This window comes from Pseudomonas sp. SDO5271_S396 (genome assembly GCF_054071795.1).
Window position 1 is genome coordinate 39,530 of record NZ_JBSVWB010000011.1, and the last position, 25,477, is coordinate 65,006.

Here is a 25,477-nt window from a genome sequence, read left to right on the forward strand (position 1 = left end):
GGAGTATCGGCATTAAAACTGACAGGCGCTGGAGCCCCGCTCACGCAAGGAGCATGCGAATGGACGATATTCCCGATACCCCGCCATTGAGCCACGACTGCGCTCATCTCAATGCCGACATGCTGCACACCATCCTCGAGCTGGTCAGCGACGGCATCTGGGACTGGAACGCCAATACCGGATTCGTCTACCGCAACCCTGGCTGGTACGAAATGCTGGGCTACCCCCGCCATGCCCTGGCCAACACCGTGTTCACCTGGGAAAACGTGATCCATCCCGATGACTATCCTCAGGTCATGGCACTGTTCGATGACTACATCCACCGTCGCGCGCCCCATTACCAAATCGAATACCGCTGCCGCAAGAAAGATGGCACCTACCTGTGGATCGAAGACCGTGGCTACGTCATTGCACGCAACGCCGACGGCTCAGTGGCGCGCATGGTCGGCGCCCACCGGGATATCCATGCACGCAAGCACTCCATCGAACTGCTCGAACAGCGCAATCAGTCCCTGGAAGCGCTGGTGGCCGAGCGCACGCGCGAGTTGTCGCGGGTCAACCTGCAACTGCAATTGCAACTGGACGAGAACCGCTTCCTGGCCGAGCGTGATGCCCTGACGCGCGTGGCCAACCGCTATCGCCTGGAAAAGGTTCTGCTGGAGGCCACTGATCGAGCCGAGCGCTTTCGCTTGCCACTGGCACTGATCGCCATGGACATCGATGATTTCAAACCGATCAATGACCGCTATGGCCACAGCGTCGGTGACCAGACGCTGATACGGGTTGCAGAGGCCCTGGAAAGCCGCATGCGCCCCGACGACCTGCTGGCCCGTTGGGGCGGCGATGAATTCATGGTGGTGCTGCCTGACAGTTCACTGGAGGACGCCCGCGCGCAGGCTGAGACGCTTCGCCGACAGGTCAGGAACACCCCGGTGTCCAGCGATTTCCGGGTGACCCTGAGCCTGGGCGTGGCCGAGCGCCGTCCGGGAGAGTCCCCCGTCGACCTGATGGCGCGCGCCGATCAGGCGTTGTACCGCGCCAAGGCAAAGGGCAAGGACAGCGTGTCCGTGTAACGCCTGCAGGCTTATCGAACCGGCGGCGCGTACTGGATGCCGCCATCGCTCCACAACGCATTGAGCCCGCGCTTGATCTTCAGCACGCTGCCCTGGCCAATGTTGCGCTCGAAGACCTCGCCATAGTTCCCCACCTGCTTGACGATCTGCACTACCCAGTCCTTGCGCAGCTTGAGGTCCTTGCCGTATTCCCCGTCGGCGCCCAACAGTCGCGCGATGTCCGGGTTCTTGGTGGTTCTGGCCTGTTCTTCGACGTTCTGAGAGGTAATGCCCATCTCCTCGGCGTTGATCATCGCGAACAGGGTCCACTTGACGATGCTGAACCACTCGTCATCGCCCTTGCGCACCAGCGGCCCCAAAGGCTCCTTGGAGATGACTTCCGGCAGCACCACAAACTCATCGGGGTGGGCCATCTTGATGCGTTGCGCGTAGAGGCCTGATTGGTCGGTGGTCAGCACATCGCAGCGCCCCGACTCCAGGCCCTTGGCGCTTTCATCGGCAGTGTCGAAAGTGATCGGCGTGTACTTCATGCCGTGGGTGCGAAAGTAATCAGAAACATTAAGTTCAGTGGTGGTGCCGGCCTGCAGGCACACGGTGCCGCCGTCCAGTTGTTTGGCCGCCGTGACACCCAATTTGGTGTTCACCAGAAAGCCGATACCGTCGTAATAGGTCACGCCGGTGAACACCAGGCCCATGCCCGCATCGCGGGAGCTGGTCCAGGTGGTGTTGCGGGATATCACGTCGACCTCGCCCGATTGCAGCGCAGTGAAACGCTCCTTGGCGGTCAACTGACTGAACTTGACCTTCGAGGCATCGCCGAACACGGCAGCGGCGACGGCATGGCACACGTCCACATCGATACCGATCATCTTGCCCTTGCTGTCCGGCACGCCGAAGCCCGGCAGACCGTCGCTGACGCCGCACTGGATGAAACCCTTTTTCTGGATGGCGTCCAACGTTGTACCCGCCTGGGCGCCGGCAGCCAGGCCCAGGGTTGCGGCGGCGATAATGGCGGCCAAGGTGGTCTTGAGGTTTTTCATGCGAGGCACTCCCTGCGAACTTTATTATTCGGCGCTGCACAGCCCGCGCCGGTTTATAGTGCTGGCGGGCAGTATCGACGGCTTTACACCGCTGCCACAAACGACCTTTAGGCAAAGGCTCCTTCCGATTTGGAATGAACTGCATGATTTCAAAACGCTTGACCCCTTCGATGACGGCCTTGCAGTGCTTCGAAGCCGCCGCCCGCCACCTGAGTTTCACCCGCGCCGCCGAAGAGCTGCACCTCACCCAGAGCGCGGTGAGCAAGCAGGTGGCCCAGTTGGAAGAAATGCTCTGCCACAACCTGTTCGAACGGGTGCGCCAGCGCCTGTACCTGTCGCCGGCCGGCGCGCTGTACCTGGCCGAAGTGCGCAAGATCCTCAATCAGGTGGATATCTCCAGCCGCTATATCCTCACCTACGGCGGCGAGACCGAAGTGCTGCGCATCGCCACCCAACCCACCTTCGGTGATCGCTGGCTGGTGCCCAAGCTCAAGGACTTCGCCGCCCGGCACCCGACCATTCACCTGGACGTGCGCAACGAGCTGGAGCCCTTCGACGTACTGCAAGCCAAGGCCGATATTGCGTTTTTCTTTGGCCAGGGTGCGTGGCCGGGTGCGACGTGCATCGAGCTGTTTCGCGAAGCCGTGGTACCGGTGTGCGCGCCGGGTTTTGTCGCGCCGGGCAGCGACGCCTCGTCCCATCACACCCTGTTGCAATGCACTTCACGCCCGGAGGCCTGGCATGAATGGTTCCTGGAGCAGGGCCTGCATTCGCAGAACAGCTACCACGGGCCGCGCTTCGACACGTTCTACATGTGCATTCGCGCCGCGCAATCGGGATACGGCGTGGCGCTGGTGCCGCAATACCTGGTGGCCGAAGAACTGGCCGCGGGCAGTTTGACGATCCCCTGGGACTACGCGATGCCCAGCGCCGGTGCGCACTTCATCGCCCATGCCGAGCATGCCGGCGACATCCCCAAGGTGAAGGCTTTCCTGAAGTGGATGGTCGACTATGTGAAGGCACATCCCGACTTTCAGTCATGACCCGGCGACTTTATTTCGTTTGCGGCAAGGGCAGGCGCCCGGCTTAGATAAAAAGAAGCCCGCCCTTGCCGAGTCCGAGAGTCATGAGCCGCGAAACCATCAGCCAGTCGATTTCCATCGTTCACCCCATCAGCCTCAGCCACGGCAAGAACGCCGAAGTCTGGGACACGGCGGGCAAGCGCTACATCGACTTTGTCGGCGGCATTGGGGTGCTCAACCTCGGGCATTGTCACCCGGGCGTCGTGGAGGCGATTCGCGAACAAGCCACCCGTCTGACCCACTACGCCTTCAACGCTGTGCCCCATGCGCCCTACCTCGAACTGATGGATCGCCTGACGGGGTTCATTCCGGTGAGCTACCCGGTCAGCGGCATGCTCACCAACAGCGGGGCGGAAGCGGCGGAAAACGCCTTGAAGATCGTGCGCGGCGCTACGGGCCGTACGGCGGTGATCGCCTTCGACGGCGCCTTCCACGGCCGCACCCTGGCCACCCTCAACCTCAATGGCAAGGTCGCTCCCTACAAGCAAAAAGTCGGCGTACTGCCCGGCCCGGTGTACCACCTGCCCTACCCCAGCGCCGACAACGGCGTGACCTGCGCTGAAGCGCTCAAGGCCATGGACCGCCTGTTCAGCGTGGAACTGGATGTCGACGATGTAGCCTGTTTCATCATCGAGCCGGTGCAGGGCGAAGGCGGTTTCCTGGCCCTGGACGTCGAGTTCGCCCAGGCCCTGCGGCGCTTCTGCGACGAGAAAAACATCCTGTTGATCGCCGATGAAATCCAGTCGGGGTTCGGTCGCACCGGCGCGCGTTTCGCCTTCTCGCGCCTGGGCATCGAGCCGGACCTGCTCCTGCTCGGCAAAAGCATTGCCGGCGGCGTGCCACTGGGCGCCGTGGTGGGCCGCAAGACGTTGCTCGACAACCTGCCCAAGGGCGGCCTGGGTGGCACCTACTCGGGCAACCCCATCGCGTGCGCGGCGGCGCTGGCCACCCTCGATGCAATGACCGACGAGCACCTGAGCGCCTGGGGCTCGCAGCAGGAAGAAGCCATCGTCAGCCGCTATGAACAATGGCATGCGCAAAGGCTGTCGCCCTACCTGGGTCGTCTTACCGGTGTCGGTGCCATGCGCGGCATCGAACTGGCCCACGCCGACGGCAGCCCCGCGCCCCGGCAACTCAGCCAGCTGCTCAGCCTGGCACGGGACGCGGGGTTGCTGCTGATGCCCAGCGGCAAGTCGCGGCACATCATCCGCCTGCTGGCGCCACTGACCATTGAGCTGGCGGTGCTGGAAGAGGGGTTGGATCGGCTTGAGGCGTGCCTCAGGCAATTGAGTTAACAACGGGCATCAACAGGGCGACTGCCGTGGACTTGCAAGTCAGAACCGAATGGCTGATCGAGCAGAGCACTTGACCGTTGATAAGATGCCGCTTGAGAACATGTACTTATTTCTGTACGTTCCGCTCATCAACCTAGGACATGATTATGGAAACCATCAACTACACCAAAGCCCGCGCTCATCTATCCGACACGATGGATCGGGTAAACGAAGATCACATCCCGCTGCTGCTGACCCGACAAAAAGGCGAACCCGTAGTGATGATTTCCCTATCAGAATTCAATGCGCTCGAAGAGACGGCTTATCTGTTGCGCTCGCCTAAAAATGCCGAGCGCCTCATCAACTCGATCAACAGTTTGCGAGGCGGTAAAGCCAAACCAAGGCGGTTGATAGAAGAATGAAAATTCTGTTTACCCCCGAGGGATGGGACGACTATCTCTGGTTTCAACAAAACGACAAAGCAGGGCTCAAGCGAATAAACCTGCTGATCAAGGCTATCCAAAGAGATCCGTTTGACGGCGTTGGCAAGCCCGAACCCCTCAAACACAACCTGAGTGGTTTCTGGTCACGACGAATCACTGCCGAGCATCGCCTTGTGTATGGAATCGAAGACGATGAGGTGCAAATCCTGATGTGCCGCTATCACTACTGACAGCCGGCTGCCTTGACCTGACTCCCCTCCCCCCTGAAAATGCCCGACACTTTTTTCCGTTTACTGAAGTAGTGAAATTTCAATGTCCGATTCGTACACCGAAGAATCCGCCGAAGCCCTCGTGGTCACCTTGCAATCCAAGGCCCAATACGAAAACGCCATCAATCTTTCACAGCATGTGCCTGCGGCCAAGATCATCAGTGAGATGGTGCTGGACGCCTTTCACACCTCCAAAGAAAGCGACCAGATCCGCGAACTGCGCGCGGCCATTCGCCAGGCCCATGACGCCTTCGATGACGACAAGGCCTACGAGCTGATGGGCCAGCTCAAGCAATTGAAGGACGCCGAAGCCGCCGACAACGCCGCCCTGGAAAACCTCAGCAGCCAGTTCTCGATCAGCCGCATCCTGTCCAGCTTCAAGGACGACCCGGCATTTCAGGAACTGGTCTACGGCCTGGCCCTCAAGGTGCTGAACCAGAGCCACCTGGCCATCAGCAACCCGAGCGCCGGCAAGAGCAAGGCCGCACGGGCCAAGAAAGACACCGAAGTGTTCGTGATCAGCAAGGATGGCATCAGCGTCACCCTGCCGCTGCGCACGCCACGCTCCAAGCCCAGCGTCGACCGCGAAGCCTTCGAGTTCCTCGGCTTCGCGTTCGTGGGTGAAGGCAACGACGCCGAGCTGGAAAGCGAAACCTTCGTCGACAACAGTGGCGTGGAGCAGCCGGTCACCCGCAAGAGCATCATCACCGCCCTGCAACAGCAAAGCGCCTTTGACGGTTACGCCATCGCCGCTCAGTAACCTGTTGACGCTACAACGTGCGCAGGATGCTCACGGCCTGCTCCACCTGCTGTAGCGTCACGTGCCGACCCACCGAAGCGCGCACGAAATGTGTCGCGCCCAGGTCCTTGAGCAATAACGGCGTATGGGCGGCGGTGCCCGCCCACAGGTTGAGGCCCAACTCGCGGGCCTGGCCGACAAACGCCTTGGCCGCCAGGTTGCGCGGTACGAACGAGGCAATCCCGGTTTGCCGAAACTGGTCGCACATCAGTTGCAACCGGGGCATGCGCCAGAGCTCCTGCACCAGCAGGGCATAGGGCTCGGTGTTCACCTCGGCCTCCACCTGCGCGAACTCCTGCAATGCCGTGTGCAACCCCACCAACGCCGAAAAACTCTTCTCGGCAATCTCCAATACCCGCGCCCCCGCTACCTCCACCCGGTTGACCTGACCGTCGGTGCTGGCTGCGTGCAGGTCGGCGAAATTCAATCGCAGCCGGTTGAGCAAGCGCGGCGAGACATAAGCAATGCCGCTGCCACGCGGACCGCAGAGAAACTTGCGACCGGCGCCGGTCAGCAGGTCACAGTGGATATCCCGCACGTTAAGCGGCAATTGCCCCAGGGACTGGCAGGCATCCACCACATACAGCGCGCCGGAGTCCTTGAGCAGCGCGCCCAACGCTTGCACCGGGTTGATCACCCCGCAGCACGACGGCAGGTGCGACACGCTGACCAGAAACACCTCGTCATCCAGGTGGCGGCGCACCCAATCCAGGTCCAGGGGGCTGGTCGGCGTGGTGGGGATCACTTCGACGCGAATCTCGCGCGACTGCTTGAGGTAATTGAAAAAGATCAGGTTCGCCGCGTATTCCGACGTCGACACCCACACCCGCGCGCCCCTTGGAAACTCCAGCTTGCCAAGGATGCTGGTCCAGGCTTCGGTGGCACTGCTGAAGAACGCGATGTCCGACGGCTGCGCATTCAGCAGCCCGGCAGCGACACGGTACAGGTCGACATTGAGCAACGTGTCGTAGGCCAGTTCAGTCTCGTAGCTGCCGATACGCGCCTCACTGGCGGTGAAACGCTGCATGGCGTCCAGAGTCGCCGGGGACATCAGGCCCGCGCCGGCGGTGTTCAAATGCACAAGGTTCATCTCAGGCTTCCTTGTTCCACAAAAGAGTCGAGCTTTTCATCACCCCCACCGCCACGGCGAACAGCAACAGCACGGTACCGGCCAGCAGCCAGGGCGAGGGCAGTTCAGGCCGTGACACCAGCATGAAGGCCAGCGACGGTGTGATCATCACCCCGATATTGACCCCCGCCGAGTAGTAGCCGAGGTTGCGGTCCACGGTGTGGCGGCTGGAGATACTGCTGACGTAGTGGGTAATGCCCGGAAACACGATCATCTCGCCCAGGCTCCACAACACGGTGGCCACCAGCAACAGCGCGCCAAGGTGGCTGAAGCCCATCAGGAAGAACCCGACGCCCGCCACCAGGAAGCCCGCCACCAGCGAGCGGCTGCTCGACAGGTGCGCCATGCGCTGGTTGATCGGCACTTCGAAGAGGATCACCAGCAGCGCATTGATGAAAAAGATGACGCCGACGTAATACGCCGGCAGCTCGGTGTAATTGATGATGTAGGCCGACAGAAACGTCGGCGGCAGCGCGTAGGCCACATGCACCGGCAAGGCGGCCAGCAGGATCACCAGCAAGCGCGAGCGCTCGAACGGTGCGGTCTCGGGCAAGCCGTTGCCCTTGCCCACCACGGCCGCGCCCTGCCCTGCGACCGCCGGCACCGCACGCCCGAACCACAGGCACGCCGCGAACGCCACCAAGGACAACCCGGCATTGAGGTAGAACACCGCGTCGGCATTGCTCAGGAAAATCAGGCTGCCCAACAGTGGCCCGATCGCCATGCCGATATTGATCGCCAGACGGTTGCACGAGAACGCCACTTTGCGTGTCTCGCTGCTGCTGTGGGTTACCGTCTCGGAGAACGTCGCCGGGGTGAACGCCTCGTAGCAGCCGCCCCAGAGGAACGACAACACGAACAGCGCGGCGGTGTTATCCACCGACGGGATCACCAGCAGGAGCACGGCGTTGAGCAACAGCGAGCCGAGGATCACCCGGCTGGCGGTGAAGCGCTTGATCACTGCGCCGATGATCAGGTCCACGAACAGCGCACCCGCGCCATACACTCCCACCAGCAAGCCGGCGGTGCCCGCCGACACGGCGTGCTGGTGAATCAGGTACGCCGCGTAGAAGGGAAACGCCATGGTGCCCATGCGGAACACCAGGGTGATCAGGAACAGCGACTGCAGCCGAGCGTTGAGCCCGCGTAACGCGCGATAAGTACCCATCAGCGGATCACATAGACGTTGTCTTTGTACTGACGGATCTGTTCATAGTCCTGGTCGATTTCACGCTGGTTCTCCGACAACAGGAACACCCGCAGCGGGCTGCTGAGCAGGTCCACGGTCTTCTTCATCAGCTTGCCGGCCTTGTACTTCACGCTCAGCTTGTGCACCGATGGCAATGCTTCGATAAGGTGGATGGCCGCTTCGTTGAAGCCCGTCACCTCGCCTTGCAGCGTGGTGTCGGTGTTGATCACGCACGCTTCCTTGAGCTTGCGATAACGCTTGCCGGCATAACGGGCCTTGAAGGTTTCACCGTCGCAATAGGCCAGGTACGTCAGTTGCGCCTGGTTGGCGCCCAGGCTGATGTCGTGGAAGTTGGGCTCCATGTTGCCGTTCAGGCGCGCGCCCACTTCCACCAGCGCAGGGCCGCCCTCGGTGAGGATCACTTCGGAGTGGGCCGGGCCGTTGTCGATGCCCAGCGCCTTGAGCACCTGCACGATGTAGTGCACCAGCGCATTGGCTTCGGGGCTGTCTGAGGCGATCAGCACGTCGCGGTCATAGATGTTCTTGCCGCCGCTGATTTCACGCTTCACGTAGCGCCAGATACCGCACACGTAGGTCTGCCCGTCGCGGCTGACGGTGTCGACGATGTATTCCGGGCCCTTGAGGTACGACTGGCAGAGAATTTCAGTGTTGGCCAGCCCGAAGATGTCCAGGTTGGACACCACTTCGGTGCAGGCTCGCTTCACATCGTCGAGGGTGTGGCAGATCGAAACCCCATCGGTCGACGCCGAACTCAGCGGCTTGATCACACACGGAAACACTTGCCCGGCCTCCACCCACGCCAGCAGTTCGGCAGGGTCGGCGGACTTGATCTGCCGCGCGGTCAGCAGGCCGGCGGCAGCGACCTTATTGATCATCTCGAACTTGTCGCGACGGGCCCGGGAGCCGGCGCTGCCGTTGGAGGTCGGCAGTTGCAGCTGCTCGCTCAAGTAGTCGGCGAACGGCACGCCCGGCTCCTGGCCGGCGATCACCGCGACTACGTTGAAATCGCGCAGGCGGCGCACGACCGCATCGGCGCTGCCGTTGAAAATCAGGTTGTGTTCGAACTCGGCCAGATTCGGTCCGAGCATGCTGGGCATCAGCTCGGGCGTGCTTTGCACATGAATCAGCCCCACACCGGCCTCGCGAAAGAATTGCGGCAGGAAGTTACCGCTCGAGTAGACGTCAACCAGGGCAACGTACGGCTTCATGAGGATGTCCTCTTCAGTAAAAAGTGGCGGTTTCGGAAGGTCGTGGCGACGCCACGTCGTCCAGCGCCAGGAAAATGTTCTGCGGGAACTCGGCCACGCGATGCAGCAAGTGCAGGTACCATTTGGTGCCGTAGACCGCGGAGACGCGCGTCTTGACCTTGCCCTGGTCCTTGACCGCCTTGATCAGCTCGGGGCGCACGCCGTGGAGCATCTCCAGCTCGCCACGGTGGGCGATGCCACTGGCGAGAATCTCCTCGACCAGCAGTGGGTCCTGGGTGGCGAAGGCGTAGCGCGGGCTGGCGCCGTTGATGCGGTCCAGCAGCCCGAGATATCGCTCGTTCAGTTGCGCGCCACGGGGCAAGGCAATGGCTGCCGGCTCGGCATAGACGCCCTTGACCAGGCGCACCTTGCAGCCGGTCTCAAGGATGGCGCCGAGGTCATCCGGGGTACGGTTGAGCTGCGCCTGAAGGGTGATGCCCAGGTTGGGAAAGCGCGCGCTCAGGTGCAGGAAGATGTCCAGGATCGAGTCGGTCCATTGCGAACGTTCCATGCTGAGGATCACGCCGACATCCTTGTCGGCGGCATGGGTAAGGATTTTCGAGCAGTTCTCGATCGCCAGATCACGGGAAATAATGGTGCCGACGTTGGACAGGTCGAAGCCCAATTGCGGCGGTTCGGCCAGCGTGGGGTGCAGCGCCATCAGGTCGATCAGCTTGAGGTATTCCTCAGTGGCCGTGGTGACTTCGGCCAGGGTGGTGGCCTCTTCGCCGACGTATTCGACGCCCGTGCGGTAGCCCTTGCCTTGCAGAGCGGCCAGTTTGTCGAGCATCTCCAGGCGGTCTTCGGAAATGATGTAGCGCAGGGCCGCCGGACGCAGGAAATCGCGCAGGGTGTCGCTGGCCAGAAACAGGTCGCGGTAGGTCTTGTTGGCCGCGAGTTTTTTCAGGGCCAGGGTCGCCAGCAGGCTGTTATCGATGTCGGTCATGGCTTAAACCCCGTAGGCCTGGTTGAGCATACGCCGGGCGAAACTCGAGTCGTCGGCGTGGTTGGCGAGCTTGTGCGCGCGGAACTTGGCGGCGTAGCTGAGCATGGTTTCCTTGTGGCGGCTCTGACGGTCACGGGTGAAGATCCCGGCCCAGAGGTTGTCCCAACGGGCGTACTCGGGGTGCGACATCAGCAGCTCATGGGCCTTGCGCATGTTCCAGTGGGGAATGGCCGGGTGCAGGTGGTGCACCAGGTGGTAGTTGTCGTCATGGCGGCCGAAGAAGAAGTTCTCCAGCGCGTTGCCTTTGCGGTTGCGGGTCAGCAGCAGCTTCTCGGTCTCGGCGGCCGGCAGCGGGTAGTGTTCGGCCAGCTCGATGATCCAGCCCACCGCCACGGCGGTGGTGAACAGCGGCACCAGCCAGAACAGCAGCAGTTCAGTGACCACGCCGAATGCGACAGCGACAGCGAAGATCACCGCCCAGTAGGTCCAGAGCATGAGGCGTTCGTTGCGGATGATCCTGTCCGAACCCTGGGCTTTGACGCGGTCCTTGATGATGTAACGGATGTATTGCACGGTGCGGTAGCCGGACAGTGCCAGCAGCACGTTTTTCAGGAAGAACTCGCGCTCACTCTGCCGAACGTCGTACAGACCGCACTTGAGGTGGAAGTTGTAGTCGGGGTCTTTTTCCGGGTGGCCCAGGTGCACATGGTGGTTCTTGATGTGCGAATTGCTATAGGACTGGTGCAGGTGGAAGATCAGGTAACCGGACAGAAAGGTACCGGAGACCCAGTTGATAAAGCGGTTCTGCGCCAACAGCTTGTGGGCCGATTCGTGCAACACATTGGCCAGGGCACGCTGCGTGGTGCCAATCAAAAACAGTGAAACCGGGTAGAACCAATAGCTGATCCCCAGCGAGAGGTAGATGGCAAAGGCGATGATTGCGTAGTCCTTGCCCAGCGCGATAGCCCAGTGATAGTTGTCTTTTTTGCACAGGTGTTTGAGCATCCCGAAGGTCTCCCGGGAAATGCCCGCGGCGTATTCGCCAACAGGTGCTTTGTTCTGATCGACCAGCATAATCACTCCATAATTAAGCGGCACGCTGCAACACCCCGCCCGGACAAAAGGCTCATTGCCGGTCCGGGCATTTTTTTGGGGGTTGCGGCTAACGTTTTTTTGGCCTGAGCTAAACTCATCGGCTGCAAAAAAAGCTAAAGCACCGCCCTATCGCTAACAAGCTGCCCTTTTAGACAGGTAGGCCAGCGTGACGCGCACACGCGAACGCCCGCCTGCGCAAGGGCGCAGGCGGGCGTTGGGTCAAACGGAAGGGATCAGGCTTGTTCGCGGATATAGCCCAGTTGCAGGGCCTTGCGAATGGCGGATTTGCCGTTGGTAACGTCCAGTTTGTCGAAGACGTTTTTCATGTGGAACTTGACCGTGCGCGGGCTCATGGAGGTCAACAGCGCGATCTCGTTATATGTTTTGCCCAGGCTGGTCCATGACAGCACTTCGGTTTCGCGCGGGGTCAGCACGCTTTGCTGGGACGCAGGAGGCGCACAGTTCTCCAGCGCTTCGTCGTAGACCGAAACCAGCAACATTTGCAGCTCGCTCTTGTTCGCCAGCACGGTGTCGCGAAACTGCTGGCCTTCGCCGAAGCTGCACAGGTTGAGGATGGAGTAGAACCCACGGTTGCCGTGCACGATGAAACTCGCGCCCTCCTCCACCGGTGCGCAAGGGCCAGGGACCGGCACGGCTTGCTCGGCAGGGGCCAGCAGGTTTTCGTCGCTCCAGAAAAACGGTTTGACCCGCCCCTTGGACAAAGAGAGCAACTGGCCGCGCTGGTAGAAGTCGTCGGCCGAGTCGGCACGGTCCAGGGCATCGGGATAATTGGTGATGATCTCGGCCTCGTCCAGCGTCGGCCCGCACTGGTAGACCTCGAAGTGCCCCAGGCCGCGTCGGGTCAGCTCCGCATCGAGCAATTGACGCACGTCGGCGGGCTGAAGTGGGGAGGTGTTGTCGGGTTGGCCATTGCTTCGCATGAATCTCGTCCCTGATGAGTGACTACGGGTGAGGCTAGCGTTCTGCCGGGACCACATCAATCCCAAAGCGCCCCGCCCGGAGCCGACTCACACCGTAGGAAATATCCTTACGCAACAACGAGAATGAAACACGCCCTACAGACCTTGTCCAGTGCTTCCCATGGCGGGGCGACCATGGGGCAACGCAATCCGTCGAATCAAGCCACCTGCGACGCGAACACTTCGCGGAACCGCTGCATTTGCTGCGCACTGCCCACGGTGACGCGTACCCACTGCGGCCAGTTTTTCCACACCCGCCCGACCAGCACGCCCTGGGCCGCCAGTTGCTCGATGACCTCTTCGGCAGGGCGTTTCACGTCGATCATGAAGCAGTTGCTGTGGGACCGCGTGCAGGTGAAACCGCGAGCCTGCAGCCAGGCGATGGTCTCGTCGCGCGCCTTGGCATTGAGCGCCTTGCGCTGGGGCAGCAGTTTGACGTCGTCGAGACTCGCGCGGGCGGCGAGCAGGCTGGGGCCGGCGGGCACGTTGTCACCACCGAACACCGCCAGGCGCTCCAGCAGTGCCGGGTGACCGATCGCCAGGCCTACACGGGCGCCGGCCATGCCGTAGATTTTCGAAAAGGTACGCAGCACCAGCAGGTCGTCATGCGCCTTGACCCAACTCACGCAGCTGGGTGCGTCGGAGAAATCGATATAGGCCTCGTCCACCACCAACACGCTGCCCTTGGGTTTGTTTGCCAGTGCCTCGCGGAGGGCCTCGGTTGGGGTCAGGGTGCCGGTGGGGTTGTTGGGGTTGCAGAGGTAGAGCATGCCGGCCTGGGGATCGGCAGCGAGCATCGCCGGCACGTCGTGGGCGTGTTCGGCGGTGAGGTTCACTTCCTGTACCGGTGCCTTCCAGGCTTCGGCCGCCTGGCGCGGCACTTCATAGGACGGCGTGCCCATCACCAGGCCTCGGGTCTGGCTGGTGAACGCCAGCACCGCATAGCGCAGGGCGGCCATCGAGCCGGAAAACACGGCGACCTGATCTTCATCGATTCCTTGCAGACGAGCAAACTGCGCGGCCAGGGCGTACATGTGTCCGTAAGGGTAGAGGCCGGCCGTGGCAATGCCGCGCTGCATCGCCTCGCGCGCGGTGGCGGACGGGCCATAGGGGCTTTCGTTGTAGTTCAGGCGCACTTTGTCCGGGGTGGCCGGCGCCGGGCCGGCCACGGCCAGGTCCAGGCGGCCGAGCAACGGCAGGGCTGCGCCCAGGGCAAGCAGAGAACGACGACTTACGCTGACCATGGTGACTGCTCCTTGAGCCGAGTGATGGATTCGCACAGCGCGTACAGAGGGGTATGACGAGAAAAACCTCGACGGATTTAACCCGTGCCCAAGAAAAAGCCCCGCGCTTCTCTCGAAGGCGGGGCTCTTTCACTGCGTCATCACTCAGTGTGCGTAGGTCAGCAACAGCTCCTTGGGCACCTGGAAATCCACCGACATCATCACGCTCAGCGCGGTGATGGTGAAGATCGAGAACACGAACAGCTTGCGCGCCCAGACGGTGTCGTCCACCGCCTTGTAGCCGGTCCAGGCCATGTACAGCCAGTACATGCCCATGGCGGCGGCAACGGCGAGGTAGCTCATGCCGGCGTAGCCACTGAAGGTCAACATCAAGGTCGCCACGAGGAAGGCCAGGATGTAGAGCAGGATGTGTTTCTTGGCCACGCGGATACCACGCTTGACCGGCAGAACCGGAATCGAGGCAGCCAGGTAGTCATTGAAGCGGAAGATCGCAATGGCATAAGAGTGCGGCATCTGCCACAGGCTGAACATCACCAGTAGCGTCAGCGCGGCCATGTCGAAGCTATTGGTCACGGCCACGTAACCAATCACCGGCGGCATCGCCCCCGACAGACTGCCCACCAGCGTGCCGTGAACCGACTTGCGCTTGAGGTACAGGCTGTAGAGGCCGACGTAGATGACAAAGCCGATCACGGCAAACAGCGCCGCCAGCGGGTTGGCCACCTGGTACAACAACGCCACACCGGCAACGCCCAGGACGGTCGCGTAGATCAGCGCCAGCTTCAGGGAGATGAGCCCCTGGACCAGCACCCGATTCTTGGTGCGCTCCATCTTGAAGTCGATGTCGCGGTCGATGCAGTTGTTGAACACGCAACCGGAAGCTACCACCAGGGACGTGCCGATCATCGCGGCCAGGAAAATGGCCAGATCGACATGTCCCTTGGAGGCCAGGAAGAAGCCGCCTGCCACAGAAAGCACGTTACCGAAAATGATCCCCGGTTTGGTGATTTGGATAAAGTGCTTAAGCGACATCGGGTCTTACCTCACTTCGCCATCATGTAGGTGTGGATGCTGAACATGATCCATATCGACAGACCAACCAGCAGCACGATTACGATCCCTGCGAACACGAAGGCAACCACGTTATCGCGCTGTTCCTTGGAACGATCCAGGTGCAGGAAGTACACCAGGTGAACCAGAACCTGAATCACCGCGAATGCCAGCACGATCATCAAGGTGATCGACTTTGGCAGGGTCGGGTACATCACCAGACCAAACGGGATGAGCGTCAGGATGACCGACAGGATGAAGCCGATAGCGTAGGACTTAACGCTGCCGTGGCTTGCATCATGGCTGTCATGGTCATGGGAGTGTGCATTAGCCATTACAGAGTCCCCATCAAGTAAACGACGGTGAATACGCAGATCCAGACCACGTCCAGGAAGTGCCAGAACAGGCTCAGGCAGGTCAGGCGAGTCTTGTTGGTGTTGGTCAGGCCGTGCTTATTGACCTGATACATCATCACCGCCATCCACAGCAGGCCAGCCGAAACGTGCAGACCGTGGGTGCCTACCAGCGTGAAGAACGCCGACAGGAAGCCGCTACGGTGCGGGCCATAGCCTTCGGAGATCAGCAGGTGGAACTCGTTGATCTCCATGCCGATGAAGCCCAAGCCGAACAGGAAGGTCAGTGCCAACCAGCTCAGAACGCCTTTCTTGTTGCCTTTGTAGAAGGCCAACATGGCGAAGCCGTAAGTGATCGAACTGAACAACAGCAAGGCGGTTTCGCCGAGCACGTAAGGCAGTTCGAAGATGTCGTGGCCCGACGGGCCACCCGCTACGTTGTTTACCAGTACCGCGTACACCGCGAAGATCGACGCAAACAGGATGCAGTCGGTCATCAGGTAGAGCCAGAAACCGAAAACGGTCATTGGCCCCGAGTCGTGGTGATGGTCATCGTGCCCATGGTCATCGACATGGGCGTGTCCAGCATTGGTCACTAAGTTCGACATGGTTTAAGCCTGTTCCAACGAGGTTTCTACACGGTTGGCCGGAATCTTCTTCTCGGCTACCAGGCGAGCGTGCTGCTCGGCTTCGATGCGCTCGATCGTTTCGACCGGCACCATGTAGCCTTGATCATCACGGGCAGCGTGAATGATGAAGTAACCGATAGTGCCCACCAGGCTCACGATTGCCAGCCACCAGATGTGCCAGATCATCGCGAAACCGAATACGGTCAGCAGGCCGCCCATCACCACGCCAGTGGCGGTGTTGTTTGGCATGTGGATCGGTTCGTAGTGCTTCGGCTTCTGGTACGCAGTACCGTCTTCCTTGGCTTCGGTGAACGCATCGACGGTGTTCGCAGTCGGGATCACGGCGAAGTTGTAGAACGGCGGTGGCGACGAAGTCGACCATTCCAGGGTGTGGCCATTCCATGGGTCGCCGGAGTCGCAGGCGTTCTGCTTGCGGTCACGGATACTCACGTACAGCTGGATCAGCTGGCAGGCGATACCTACCGCGATCATCACCGCACCGAACATGGCAACGTACAGGTACGGTACCCACTCAGGGTTGGTCGTGGCGTTCAGACGACGGGTCATGCCCATGAAGCCCAGTGCATAGAGCGGCATGAACGCGACGAAGAAGCCCGAGATCCAGAACCAGAATGCAGCCTTGCCCCAGCCTTCGTGCAGTTTGAAGCCGAACGCTTTCGGGAAGTAGAACGCGAAACCTGCGATGTAACCGAATACAGCACCACCGATGATCACGTTATGGAAGTGCGCGATCACGAACAGGCTGTTGTGCAGCACGAAGTCAGCACCCGGAACGGCCAGCAGTACGCCGGTCATGCCGCCGATGGCGAAGGTCACCATGAAGCCCAGGGTCCACAGCACATGGCTGGTGAAGCGCAGACGACCGTGGTAGATGGTGAACAGCCAGTTGAACAGCTTCACCCCCGTCGGGATGGAAATCAGCATCGTCGCCAGGCCGAAGAAGGCGTTGACGCTGGCACCCGAACCCATGGTGAAGAAGTGGTGCAGCCAAACCATGAAGCCCAGTACGGAGATGGCGCCCGATGCGTAGATCATCGAGTGGTGACCGAACAGGCGCTTGCCGGTAAAGGTCGAGATCACTTCGGAGAAGATACCGAACGCTGGCAAGATCAGGATGTACACCTCAGGGTGACCCCATGCCCAGAACAGGTTCACGTACATCATTGGATTGCCACCAAGTTCGTTGGTGAAAATGTGGAAATCCAGATAACGGTCAAGCGACAGCAACGCCATGGTAGCGGCCAGGATCGGGAACGAAGCCACGATCAGGACGTTTGCCCAGGTGCAGGTCCAGGTGAAGATCGGCATGTCCATCAGTTTCATGCCAGGGGCGCGCATTTTCAGGACGGTGGCCAGGAAGTTGACCCCCGTCAGCGTCGTCCCGAGCCCTGATAGCTGTAGCGCCCAGATGTAGTAGTCCACACCCACGCCCGGACTGTATTGCAGGCCCGACAATGGCGGATACGCAACCCAGCCGGTCTTGGCGAATTCGCCGACGCCCAGGGAAACGTTGATCAGCACAACGCCGGAAACCAGCAGCCAGAAGCTCAGGGAGTTCAGGAACGGGTAGGCAACGTCACGGGCACCGATCTGCAGCGGCAAGGCAAGGTTCATCAAGCCGGTGAAGAATGGCATCGCCATGAAGATGATCATGATCACACCGTGGGCGGTGAAGATCTGGTCATAGTGTTCAGGAGGCAGGTAGCCAGGCGAACCCTCGGTGGCCATGGCCAACTGGGTACGCATCATGATGGCGTCGGCAAAACCACGCAGCAGCATGACCATGGCAACGATGACGTACATGACGCCGATTTTCTTGTGGTCGACCGACGTCAGCCACTCGGTCCACAGGTAGGACCATTTCTTGAAATAGGTGATACCTGCTACGAGCGCCAGACCACCCAGCGCGATCATGGCGATAGTCACCATTACGATCGGCTCGTGGAACGGGACCGCATCCCAACTTAATTTACCAAACATCGTTTACTCCTCTGCCCCAGCAGTTGAATGCGCGCCCGTTTCAGAACCTTCAACCGCGGCCACTTCTTTCTTCTCGTGCTTGACCGGCTTGCCTGGCTTCATACCTTCGTACTTGTCGACGATTTTCTGAAACAGGTTCGGCTCGTACGCGGAGTACAGGGCGACTGGGTTGTTCTGGCTTGGTTTGGTCAGGGCATCGTATTCAGCTTGATCAAGCTGTTTAGGTGCGGCCTTGACTTCGGCTACCCAGGCGTTGAAATCGTCCTGGCTCGTCGAGATCGCTTTGAATTTCATGCCGGTGAAGCCAGCGCCGCTGTAGTTGGCGGAGATGCCTTCCATTTCAGCTTTTTCGTTGGCGATCAGGTGCAGGCGAGTCTGCATGCCTGCCATCGCGTAGATCTGACCGCCCAGGGCCGGGATGAAGAACGAGTTCATCACGGCGTCGGAGGTGATCCGGAAGTTAAGCGGGGTGTTCTCTGGGAACTTGATCTCGTTGACCGTGGCGATACCCTGGTCCGGGTAGATGAACAGCCATTTCCAGTCCAGCGCGACCACTTCGATGTTGATCGGCTTGACGTCGGATTCCAGCGGACGGTAGGGGTCCAGCTCGTGGGTCGACTTATAGGTGATGTAACCCAGGGCGATGATGATGAGGACCGGTACCAGCCACACCGCGACTTCAATCTTGGTGGAGTGCGACCACTTGGGCGCGTAGGTGGCGCTGGTGTTCGACGCGCGGTATTTCCAGGCGAAGGCGAAGGTCATGATGATCACAGGAACCACGACCAGCAGCATCAGCAGAGTAGCGGTGATGATCAGGTTTCGTTGATCCAGACCGATCTGTCCTTTTGGGTCCATCAAGGTCCACTTGCAGCCTCCCAGCATTAACAGCATGCCGAGCAGCGGCAAAAAGCCTAGTAATCGGGGGTACCTGTTTTTACTCATCTCACGACCTCTAAAGCAGCTTGCGCAATGCAGTTGGGTTTTGATCGCCAACACTTCACCCTGCCAAGGGTTGGCATTTCTCTTCGATTGAATAAGAGCCTGCCCGTCACGTCATAACCATGCGTTTCACGAGCCTGCGGTGAGTTCTTATTCGATTTCGTGGTTAAAGGCCTTGTTACAGACCAATTCCATTTGGTGCGGATAGTTGAAAGGCTGCCGGAACCTTGGGGTCGCACGGAGCCTTCCATCTGCCCCTCGACCGCTCCGATGCTCAAATATTGAACAGCACCGGACATTCAGTGCGGGCGATTGTAGTGAGCTGGCGATGTATAAACCATGTCTTATAAAGAAATAATTTTTATCGATTACAGCAATAATCCTTCACCAATATTGCAAAGGTTCGCGATCTTATCGCGTTCGATTCTCAACAAAAACCACAAAAATTGCCGTGCTATTGGGTAAATCGACGCTGTCCTTACGCCGCGTAAGGGCATCGCAAACGGATCCAAGCCCCCAGAAAACAAGGCATTCAGACATCACCGAATGCCACGCGCGCCGCCAGCGCCATAGCGGCGCGCGAACGACGAACTGACAGCACAATTCGAGCGGTTGACGCAAATTTATGCCGCCGTCGATCGAGTCGGAAACGTCCTGCGACAGCATCCGTGTGACAACATGTCGCACACTGCGCACACCTGAAATTGCTCCCCGTCACACCCCTTTCACAATTCCCTACGAACAAAAACGCCCCGTCCTTCACTCTATTAAGGACGGGGCGTTTTCCATGACCGGTTCAGGCGTGGCGTTGACGATTCCGATAGATACCCAACGGCACCAGGATGACCGTCAGCACAAACGCTACCAATGCCCATTGGGCGAGGGACAGGCCCAGGATCGGCGGGTACGGGGTGTCGCAGAAACCGTCGACCTGGAAGCCCAGGGGGAACACCTTGGCCAGGGGCAGGTCATCGACGATCGGCTGCAACACATCGATGCCGCAACTGACCTTGGGGAAATACTGGGTGTACACATGGTGACCCGCCGCCGCCACGCCGCCGAGTGCGCTCAGCACCACCAGCCCCTCGAACAGGGTGATCGCGCCTTTGCTGCGCATGGCTGCGCCAATGAATGCGAAGATCGCGATCAGCAGCAAGGCATAGCGTTGCAGGATGCACAGCGGGCACGGCGCCTCGCCCAACACCACTTGCATGTACAGCGCCCCGCCGATCAGCGCCAGGCAGATGATGCCCAACAACACCAGAAAGCGCCGCTCCCTGCCCAAACGCAATTCGTCACTCATCCCCGTTTCCCTTTGCCTGATTATGGTTTTGCCGATGGCGGCCAGTGTACACACAGAGTGTGGTTTAAACAGAGGGGGGTTAACGGGAGATTAATCGCGGTCAATATGGGGGGAGTTTGCCTCCAAGGACAGCGGACTCTTTGTAGTGAGCGGGCTTGTCGAATCGTCGCACCGCCCGCGCCGGGTGGCGCAGCCGCCCCAATAAAAACGCCGCATCCCTTCAGACAGAATGCGGCGCCTGATCTCAGGGCCGCTTCGCGCCCCAGCGCAGGACAAGCCTGCTCACCACAGCAGCCCCGGCCCCACATGTGAGGAAAAAAACTACTCCAGCGCCGACGCCGGACCAAAGAACTCATAACGCGCCTGCCGCTCTGGCACGCCCAACGCCTTGAGGTGACGCTTCATGGCCGCCATGAAACCCTTGGGCCCCAGGAAATAGGCGTCGAGATCACGCTGCTCGGGCAACCACGCCGCCAGTTGCTCCAGGCTCAGCAGGCCAACCTTGTCCGCCGGCGGGCTCACGCCATCGTCCTCGGCATAGCAGTAGAAGCGCTTGAGCTGCGGGTTTTCGGCCGCCAGGGCGTCGACCCAGTCACGGAACGCATGCACCCCGCCATTGCGCGCGCAATGAATGAAGTGAATGGGCCGTGTGGTGGCCAGGGCCGCTTCGAGCATCGGCAATGTGGGCGTGATGCCCACGCCGCCGCTGATCAACACCAGGGGTTTGTCGCTGGCCGCCAGGGTGAACTCGCCCGAAGGCGGGAACAGGTCGATCCGGGCACCGACATGCATCTGGTCATGCAAGTAGTTGGACACGCGCCCGCCCGCTTCGCGCTTGACGCTGATGCGGTACAGACCGGTATCGCTCAGGGCCGACAGGGAGTAGTTGCGGCGCACTTCTTCACCGTCCAGCACCAGCTTCATGCCGATGTACTGGCCTGGTGCAGCCGAGAGAATCGGACCGTCGTCCACCGGGGCGAAGTAGAACGAGATGATTTCGTCACTCTCCACCACGCGCTTGACCACGATGAAGGGCCGCGCACCGCGCCAGCCGCCAGGAGCCTGGGCTTTCTCGTCATAGATCGCCGCTTCCGCGCCAATCAGGATATCGGCGAGCTGGCCGTAGGCCGCCCCCCAGGCGCTCATCACCTCCGGGGTGGCGATTTCGCTACCGAGCACTTCGGAAATCGCCCGCAGCAGGCAGGCGCCGACGATGGGGTAATGCTCCGGCAGAATCTGCAACGCCACATGCTTGTTGATGATCTTGGCCACCAGGTCGCCGAGCTGGTCCAACTGGTCGATATGCCGCGCATACATCAGCACGCCATTGGCCAGCGCACGGGGCTGGTCGCCGCTGGCCTGGTGGGCCTGGTTGAACAACGGGCGAACCTCGGGGTACTCGGAAAGCATCATGCGGTAGAAATGGGTGATCAGCGCTTCGCCGCCGCTTTCAAGCAGGGGTACGGTGGATTTGACGATGGCACGGTCTTGGGCACTAAGCATGGGAGCCTCCTGGGCTGCTTTACTGTTTACCCTTACCTACTCAGTATTCGTGCCAACTTATAAATCGTTATTTTTCAATGAGTTAATTATTTTGTAGTCAGTATGACTTCCTACACCGTATAGTCACAAGGACTACAAGGAGTCATTATGACTGCACAATCGCTGCTCACCACGCTGCTGCCCCTGGTCGCCGACCTGTCCCGCGAGTTGCCCGAAGGCGAGCGCTATCGCCGCCTGCTGCAAGCCATGCGCGCCCTGCTGCCCTGCGATGCCGCCGCGCTGTTGCGTTTGGATGGCGAATGGCTGGTGCCCCTGGCCGTGGACGGTTTGAGCGCCGACACCCTGGGCCGGCGTTTCAAAATCAGCGAGCACCCGCGCTTCGCCCTGCTGCTGAGCAGCCCCGGCCCTACCCGCTTCGACAGCGACAGCGAATTGCCCGATCCCTATGACGGCCTGGTGGACGGTGTGCACGGTCATCTGGAAGTGCACGACTGCATGGGCTGCCCGCTGTTCATCGACGATCGCCCCTGGGGCCTGCTGACCCTCGATGCCCTCGACAATGAGCGCTTCGAACGCGTGGAACTCGACGCCTTGCAAGCCTTCGCCAGCCTCGCCGCCGCCACGGTCAACGTGGCCGAACGCATCGAGCGCCTGGCCCTGCGCGCCGAAGACGAGCACCAGCGCGCCGAAATCTACCGTCAGGCCAGCGGCCAGCAGCACAAGGAAATGATCGGCCAGAGCAAGGCCCACAAGCGCCTGGTGGAAGAGATCAAGCTGGTCGGCGGCAGTGACCTCACGGTGTTGATCACTGGAGAAACCGGCGTGGGCAAAGAACTGGTGGCCCAGGCCATTCATGCCGCGTCATCCCGTGCGGATAAACCGCTGATCAGCCTCAACTGCGCCGCGCTGCCGGAAACCCTGGTGGAAAGCGAGCTGTTCGGCCATGTGCGCGGCGCCTTCACCGGCGCGCTCAACGAACGTCGGGGCAAATTCGAACTGGCCAATGGCGGCACGCTGTTTCTGGATGAAGTGGGCGAGCTGTCCTTGACCGTACAGGCCAAGCTGTTGCGCGTCCTGCAAAGTGGCCAGTTGCAGCGCCTGGGCTCGGACAAGGAACATCAGGTGGACGTGCGCCTGATCGCCGCCACCAACCGCGACCTTGCCCTGGAAGTGCGCAATGGCCGTTATCGTGCCGACTTCTACCACCGCCTGAGCGTGTACCCGCTGCAAGTGCCGGCGCTGCGTGAACGCGGGCGGGACGTCTTGCTGCTGGCGGGATTCTTCCTTGAGCAGAACCGCTCGCGCATGGGGCTGGGCAGCCTGCGCCTGACCAGTGATGCCCAGACGGCGCTGCTGGCCTACAACTGGCCGGGTAACGTGCGGGAGCTGGAACATTTGATCGGCCGCAGCGCCCTCAAGGCCCTGGGCAACTGCCAGGAGCGGCCGAAGATCTTGAGCCTCAACGCCCTCGACCTGGACCTGCCCGACGTCAGCGCGCCGCTCATCGAAGAACCCACCGATGCGCCGCCCCTTGCCACCGGCGACCTGCGCCAGGCCACCGAACACTACCAGCGCCAGGTGATCACGGCCTGCCTGGAACGCCATCAGCACAACTGGGCCAGCGCCGCCCGCGAGCTGGGCCTGGACCGCGCCAACCTGGGTCGAATGGCCAAGCGCCTGGGCCTTAAATAACCCGATCAACTCGGTCAAATGTGGGCTTGCCTGCGATAGCGGTGATTCAGTGAGCGATGAGTTGGCTGGCACGCTGCAATCGCAGGCAAGCCAGCTCCCACATTGGAGCTCTGTTGTTGGCGAGAAAGCGTTCGGCGCGATGGCCCTACTGACAGAGTTCCACCAGTCACCGCCAATTCCCTGTGGGAGCTGGCTTGCCTGCGAAGACGGCGGCACTGCCGGCATAAAATCTGCCAAGACCGCTGCACCCGGATTAGATTGCCTTCGCCTCTAAAACAGGGTCTGCGGCCCTGGGCTTGCGAAACACCAGCACATTGCCCAGCATCACCAGCACCAACCCCACCAATGCCGGCGCCGTCCATTGGTAGCCCTCGGCAAACGCCGACACATTCAGCGCCACCACCGGGAACAGTACGGTGCAGTACGCGGCGCGTTCCGGCCCCATGCGCCCGACCAGCGTCAAATAGGCGGTAAAGCCAATCACCGAACCCGGGATCACCAGGTACGCCAGGGCGCCGACATACCGCGCGCTCCACTCCATCTCGAAGGGAATCCCGCGTAGCACGCAGTAGGTCGCCAGCATCGCCGAACCATAGGCCATGCCCCAGGCGTTGGTGGTCAACGGCTTGAGCCCGGCCTTCTGCTGCAAGCTCGACAGCATGTTGCCGGCGGAAAAACACAGGGTGCCGAGCAGCGCCAAGCCCAGGCCAAGCAAGGTTTGCGGGCTGGCGGCATGCCCGGCCAGTTCCGGCCAGAACAGGCAGCCCAACCCCAGCAAGCCGAGGCCGCCGCCGAGCAACACGTTACGCGCCACCCGCTGGCCAAAGAACACCCGTGCATTCAGCGCGTTCCACAACGTGGCCGTGGAAAACACCACCGCCACCAGCCCGCTGGGGATCCACTGACTGGCGGTCAGAAAGCACATGAAGTTGACGCAAAACAGGCAGAGCCCCTGGGCCAGGCAGATCAGGTGCCCGCGCCGGTTCATCACTTGCAACTTGCGGCTGACCAGCATCAAGGCGAACAGCACCAGCGCCGCCAGGCCAAAGCGATACACGATCGACACGGGAATCGCCACCACACCCAGTTGCCACTTGAGGGCGATCCAGGTGGTGCCCCAGATCAGCACAGTGAGTAAATACAGGGAAAGGTTCATGGCGGGCTCCGGTGATTGAGCCCCAGTGTCACATCCGTCTCAAAAGCCGCGCTTGCAGATTCTTGCGCTTTTGTCGGCCAACGGCAGCACAGCCCCGCCCGCGCGGAGTAGGATGCAAAGCGTCGGAGAATAACCACCATGCCTGAACTGCAATCCCTGCAAGTCTTTCAAGCCCTTAACCGCTCGCCCAACGCACGCCTCGAAGCCTGCGCCGAGCTCGGTGACGGCTTGTCGGCGGCCTTGTGGAGCAACCATCACGACGCCCAGGATTACCAGGCGCCGAGCCATCACACGCTGTCGTGCTACATCAGTGGCGGCACCGGCACGTTCCGGCGTGGCCAGCCAGGCACCAAGGGCGGTCCCGACAAACAGTGCATCCTGCCCGCCGAGCATCAGTCGGGCTGGGTGATCAACGGCGACATCCGCCTGGCCCACCTGTATTTCAGCCCGGAACAATTCGCCCTCGGCTGCGTCACCCTGCTCGACCGCGAGCCCCGCGAATTGCAGTTGCGGGAAAGCACGTTTCTCGAGGACGCCCATCAGGCCCAACGCTTTCGCCAATTGATCGCACTTAACTGGCACGAGCCCGCCGAACGCTTGCTCACCAGCAGCCTCGCCCATGAATTGATCAACCATACCTTGCTCAACCAGGTCGGCGCCCGCGAGGGACTGCGGGTCAAGGGCGGGCTGGCGCCGTACCAGCGGCGATGGCTGGTGGACTACATCGACCAGCACCTGGACGCAGCCCTCAGCCTCGGGCAACTGGCGGCGCTGTGCGCACTGTCGGAATACCATTTTGCGCGGATGTTCCGCCAAAGCTTCGGCCTGCCGCCTCACCAGTATCTGTTGGCACGGCGGCTGACCCGCGCTCGGTCGCTGTTGCGCAGCGGCGGCTTACCTGTGGGTGAAATCGCCCTGATGTGCGGGTTCTCCAGCGCCAGCCACTTCACCCACCGCTTTCGCCAGACCATGGGCGCGACGCCCGGCGAATACCGCCAGGCGTTCGGCGGCGCCTGA

At 61.0% G+C, this 25,477-nt stretch carries 24 protein-coding genes; 8 read left to right on the top strand and 16 right to left on the bottom strand.

Annotated elements, in window-relative coordinates; all coding sequences use genetic code 11:
• The first annotated feature begins 59 nt into the window (after positions 1 to 59).
• The gene (locus tag ACW9IN_RS10720) at positions 60 to 1,073 is read left to right on the top strand and encodes a diguanylate cyclase (RefSeq protein ID WP_457365833.1); all 1,014 of its coding nucleotides are present in this window, start codon (positions 60 to 62) and stop codon (positions 1,071 to 1,073) included.
• A gap of 11 nt (positions 1,074 to 1,084) precedes the next feature.
• On the opposite strand, the gene ACW9IN_RS10725 is transcribed toward ACW9IN_RS10720, so the two are convergent.
• A complete protein-coding gene (locus tag ACW9IN_RS10725) occupies positions 1,085 to 2,113 on the bottom strand; it encodes an amino acid ABC transporter substrate-binding protein (protein ID WP_457365834.1) in 1,029 nt (342 codons plus the stop codon).
• 143 nt (positions 2,114 to 2,256) lie between these two features.
• On the opposite strand from ACW9IN_RS10725, the gene ACW9IN_RS10730 reads away from it, so the two are divergent.
• From ACW9IN_RS10730 to ACW9IN_RS10750, 5 genes are all read left to right on the top strand, one after another.
• On the top strand, positions 2,257 to 3,156 hold the full coding sequence (locus ACW9IN_RS10730; RefSeq protein WP_457365835.1) for a LysR substrate-binding domain-containing protein: 900 nt from the start codon (positions 2,257 to 2,259) through the stop codon (positions 3,154 to 3,156).
• An 83-nt stretch (positions 3,157 to 3,239) separates the two neighbouring features.
• The gene (locus ACW9IN_RS10735) at positions 3,240 to 4,490 is read left to right on the top strand and encodes a 2-aminoadipate transaminase (RefSeq protein WP_457365836.1); all 1,251 of its coding nucleotides are present in this window, start codon (positions 3,240 to 3,242) and stop codon (positions 4,488 to 4,490) included.
• A 146-nt stretch (positions 4,491 to 4,636) separates the two neighbouring features.
• Complete coding sequence (locus tag ACW9IN_RS10740) at positions 4,637 to 4,891, top strand: type II toxin-antitoxin system prevent-host-death family antitoxin (protein ID WP_457365837.1); 255 nt, start codon at positions 4,637 to 4,639, stop codon at positions 4,889 to 4,891.
• Entirely contained in the window at positions 4,888 to 5,142 is a 255-nt protein-coding gene (locus ACW9IN_RS10745; RefSeq protein WP_135309690.1) for a Txe/YoeB family addiction module toxin, read from the top strand. Before ACW9IN_RS10740 ends, ACW9IN_RS10745 begins: the two co-directional genes overlap by 4 nt.
• Before the next feature lie 82 nt (positions 5,143 to 5,224).
• Complete coding sequence (locus ACW9IN_RS10750) at positions 5,225 to 5,941, top strand: hypothetical protein (RefSeq protein WP_457365838.1); 717 nt, start codon at positions 5,225 to 5,227, stop codon at positions 5,939 to 5,941.
• Positions 5,942 to 5,951: 10 nt separating this feature from the next.
• On the opposite strand, the gene ACW9IN_RS10755 is transcribed toward ACW9IN_RS10750, so the two are convergent.
• The 14 genes from ACW9IN_RS10755 to hmpA form a co-directional block, all read right to left on the bottom strand.
• Positions 5,952 to 7,070 (bottom strand): aminotransferase class V-fold PLP-dependent enzyme, encoded by a 1,119-nt coding sequence (locus tag ACW9IN_RS10755; RefSeq protein WP_457365839.1) that lies wholly within the window; start codon positions 7,068 to 7,070, stop codon positions 5,952 to 5,954.
• A 1-nt stretch (position 7,071) separates the two neighbouring features.
• Positions 7,072 to 8,277 carry an MFS transporter gene (locus ACW9IN_RS10760; protein WP_457365840.1) on the bottom strand — a complete coding sequence of 402 codons (1,206 nt, stop codon included), beginning with the start codon at positions 8,275 to 8,277 and terminating at the stop codon, positions 7,072 to 7,074.
• Complete coding sequence (locus tag ACW9IN_RS10765) at positions 8,277 to 9,527, bottom strand: ATP-grasp domain-containing protein (protein WP_457365841.1); 1,251 nt, start codon at positions 9,525 to 9,527, stop codon at positions 8,277 to 8,279. Before ACW9IN_RS10765 ends, ACW9IN_RS10760 begins: the two co-directional genes overlap by 1 nt.
• A gap of 13 nt (positions 9,528 to 9,540) precedes the next feature.
• Positions 9,541 to 10,512 carry a proline dehydrogenase family protein gene (locus ACW9IN_RS10770; protein ID WP_457365842.1) on the bottom strand — a complete coding sequence of 324 codons (972 nt, stop codon included), beginning with the start codon at positions 10,510 to 10,512 and terminating at the stop codon, positions 9,541 to 9,543.
• Positions 10,513 to 10,515: 3 nt separating this feature from the next.
• Positions 10,516 to 11,586 (bottom strand): fatty acid desaturase, encoded by a 1,071-nt coding sequence (locus ACW9IN_RS10775; protein WP_457365843.1) that lies wholly within the window; start codon positions 11,584 to 11,586, stop codon positions 10,516 to 10,518.
• 254 nt (positions 11,587 to 11,840) lie between these two features.
• On the bottom strand, positions 11,841 to 12,548 hold the full coding sequence (locus ACW9IN_RS10780) for a LuxR C-terminal-related transcriptional regulator (protein WP_457365844.1): 708 nt from the start codon (positions 12,546 to 12,548) through the stop codon (positions 11,841 to 11,843).
• Positions 12,549 to 12,745: 197 nt separating this feature from the next.
• A complete protein-coding gene (gene ptaA / locus ACW9IN_RS10785; protein ID WP_457365845.1) occupies positions 12,746 to 13,831 on the bottom strand; it encodes a pyoverdine biosynthesis transaminase PtaA in 1,086 nt (361 codons plus the stop codon).
• Between the two features lie 144 nt (positions 13,832 to 13,975).
• Positions 13,976 to 14,863, bottom strand: a complete 888-nt coding sequence (gene cyoE / locus ACW9IN_RS10790; RefSeq protein ID WP_457365846.1) for a heme o synthase — start codon at positions 14,861 to 14,863, stop codon at positions 13,976 to 13,978.
• Between the two features lie 11 nt (positions 14,864 to 14,874).
• Positions 14,875 to 15,216, bottom strand: a complete 342-nt coding sequence (gene cyoD, locus ACW9IN_RS10795) for a cytochrome o ubiquinol oxidase subunit IV (protein WP_457365847.1) — start codon at positions 15,214 to 15,216, stop codon at positions 14,875 to 14,877.
• Positions 15,216 to 15,842 carry a cytochrome o ubiquinol oxidase subunit III gene (locus tag ACW9IN_RS10800; protein WP_058426759.1) on the bottom strand — a complete coding sequence of 209 codons (627 nt, stop codon included), beginning with the start codon at positions 15,840 to 15,842 and terminating at the stop codon, positions 15,216 to 15,218. The genes cyoD and ACW9IN_RS10800 overlap by 1 nt, the downstream gene beginning before the upstream one ends.
• Before the next feature lie 3 nt (positions 15,843 to 15,845).
• Positions 15,846 to 17,864, bottom strand: a complete 2,019-nt coding sequence (cyoB, locus tag ACW9IN_RS10805; protein ID WP_457365848.1) for a cytochrome o ubiquinol oxidase subunit I — start codon at positions 17,862 to 17,864, stop codon at positions 15,846 to 15,848.
• Between the two features lie 3 nt (positions 17,865 to 17,867).
• Positions 17,868 to 18,809, bottom strand: a complete 942-nt coding sequence (gene cyoA / locus ACW9IN_RS10810; RefSeq protein WP_457365849.1) for a ubiquinol oxidase subunit II — start codon at positions 18,807 to 18,809, stop codon at positions 17,868 to 17,870.
• Positions 18,810 to 19,602: 793 nt separating this feature from the next.
• Positions 19,603 to 20,109, bottom strand: a complete 507-nt coding sequence (locus ACW9IN_RS10815) for a disulfide bond formation protein B (RefSeq protein WP_457365850.1) — start codon at positions 20,107 to 20,109, stop codon at positions 19,603 to 19,605.
• Between the two features lie 321 nt (positions 20,110 to 20,430).
• A complete protein-coding gene (gene hmpA / locus ACW9IN_RS10820) occupies positions 20,431 to 21,612 on the bottom strand; it encodes an NO-inducible flavohemoprotein (protein WP_457365851.1) in 1,182 nt (393 codons plus the stop codon).
• 147 nt (positions 21,613 to 21,759) lie between these two features.
• Here hmpA and norR point away from each other — a divergent pair, with 147 nt between their 5' ends.
• The gene (gene norR / locus ACW9IN_RS10825) at positions 21,760 to 23,304 is read left to right on the top strand and encodes a nitric oxide reductase transcriptional regulator NorR (RefSeq protein WP_457365852.1); all 1,545 of its coding nucleotides are present in this window, start codon (positions 21,760 to 21,762) and stop codon (positions 23,302 to 23,304) included.
• Positions 23,305 to 23,557: 253 nt separating this feature from the next.
• Here norR and ACW9IN_RS10830 read toward each other — a convergent pair whose 3' ends face one another.
• The gene (locus tag ACW9IN_RS10830; protein WP_457365853.1) at positions 23,558 to 24,460 is read right to left on the bottom strand and encodes a DMT family transporter; all 903 of its coding nucleotides are present in this window, start codon (positions 24,458 to 24,460) and stop codon (positions 23,558 to 23,560) included.
• A gap of 138 nt (positions 24,461 to 24,598) precedes the next feature.
• On the opposite strand from ACW9IN_RS10830, the gene ACW9IN_RS10835 reads away from it, so the two are divergent.
• A complete protein-coding gene (locus ACW9IN_RS10835) occupies positions 24,599 to 25,477 on the top strand; it encodes a helix-turn-helix domain-containing protein (RefSeq protein ID WP_457365854.1) in 879 nt (292 codons plus the stop codon).

Bases quoted from the DNA above. Each gene is read 5' to 3' on its own strand.
- ACW9IN_RS10775 (WP_457365843.1), bottom strand. From the start codon at position 11,586: ATGCTGGTCGATCAGAACAAAGCACCTGTTGGCGAATACGCCGCGGGC.
- hmpA (WP_457365851.1), bottom strand. From the start codon at position 21,612: ATGCTTAGTGCCCAAGACCGTGCCATCGTCAAATCCACCGTACCCCTG.
- ACW9IN_RS10735 (WP_457365836.1), top strand. From the start codon at position 3,240: ATGAGCCGCGAAACCATCAGCCAGTCGATTTCCATCGTTCACCCCATC.
- cyoA (WP_457365849.1), bottom strand. From the start codon at position 18,809: ATGAGTAAAAACAGGTACCCCCGATTACTAGGCTTTTTGCCGCTGCTC.
- ACW9IN_RS10725 (WP_457365834.1), bottom strand. From the start codon at position 2,113: ATGAAAAACCTCAAGACCACCTTGGCCGCCATTATCGCCGCCGCAACC.
- cyoD (WP_457365847.1), bottom strand. From the start codon at position 15,216: ATGGCTAATGCACACTCCCATGACCATGACAGCCATGATGCAAGCCAC.
- ACW9IN_RS10800 (WP_058426759.1), bottom strand. From the start codon at position 15,842: ATGTCGAACTTAGTGACCAATGCTGGACACGCCCATGTCGATGACCAT.
- ptaA (WP_457365845.1), bottom strand. From the start codon at position 13,831: ATGGTCAGCGTAAGTCGTCGTTCTCTGCTTGCCCTGGGCGCAGCCCTG.
- ACW9IN_RS10770 (WP_457365842.1), bottom strand. From the start codon at position 10,512: ATGACCGACATCGATAACAGCCTGCTGGCGACCCTGGCCCTGAAAAAA.
- ACW9IN_RS10835 (WP_457365854.1), top strand. From the start codon at position 24,599: ATGCCTGAACTGCAATCCCTGCAAGTCTTTCAAGCCCTTAACCGCTCG.
- ACW9IN_RS10730 (WP_457365835.1), top strand. From the start codon at position 2,257: ATGATTTCAAAACGCTTGACCCCTTCGATGACGGCCTTGCAGTGCTTC.
- ACW9IN_RS10750 (WP_457365838.1), top strand. From the start codon at position 5,225: ATGTCCGATTCGTACACCGAAGAATCCGCCGAAGCCCTCGTGGTCACC.
- ACW9IN_RS10830 (WP_457365853.1), bottom strand. From the start codon at position 24,460: ATGAACCTTTCCCTGTATTTACTCACTGTGCTGATCTGGGGCACCACC.
- ACW9IN_RS10780 (WP_457365844.1), bottom strand. From the start codon at position 12,548: ATGCGAAGCAATGGCCAACCCGACAACACCTCCCCACTTCAGCCCGCC.
- ACW9IN_RS10755 (WP_457365839.1), bottom strand. From the start codon at position 7,070: ATGAACCTTGTGCATTTGAACACCGCCGGCGCGGGCCTGATGTCCCCG.
- ACW9IN_RS10815 (WP_457365850.1), bottom strand. From the start codon at position 20,109: ATGAGTGACGAATTGCGTTTGGGCAGGGAGCGGCGCTTTCTGGTGTTG.
- cyoB (WP_457365848.1), bottom strand. From the start codon at position 17,864: ATGTTTGGTAAATTAAGTTGGGATGCGGTCCCGTTCCACGAGCCGATC.
- ACW9IN_RS10720 (WP_457365833.1), top strand. From the start codon at position 60: ATGGACGATATTCCCGATACCCCGCCATTGAGCCACGACTGCGCTCAT.
- ACW9IN_RS10745 (WP_135309690.1), top strand. From the start codon at position 4,888: ATGAAAATTCTGTTTACCCCCGAGGGATGGGACGACTATCTCTGGTTT.
- ACW9IN_RS10740 (WP_457365837.1), top strand. From the start codon at position 4,637: ATGGAAACCATCAACTACACCAAAGCCCGCGCTCATCTATCCGACACG.
- ACW9IN_RS10760 (WP_457365840.1), bottom strand. From the start codon at position 8,277: ATGGGTACTTATCGCGCGTTACGCGGGCTCAACGCTCGGCTGCAGTCG.
- ACW9IN_RS10765 (WP_457365841.1), bottom strand. From the start codon at position 9,527: ATGAAGCCGTACGTTGCCCTGGTTGACGTCTACTCGAGCGGTAACTTC.
- norR (WP_457365852.1), top strand. From the start codon at position 21,760: ATGACTGCACAATCGCTGCTCACCACGCTGCTGCCCCTGGTCGCCGAC.
- cyoE (WP_457365846.1), bottom strand. From the start codon at position 14,863: ATGTCGCTTAAGCACTTTATCCAAATCACCAAACCGGGGATCATTTTC.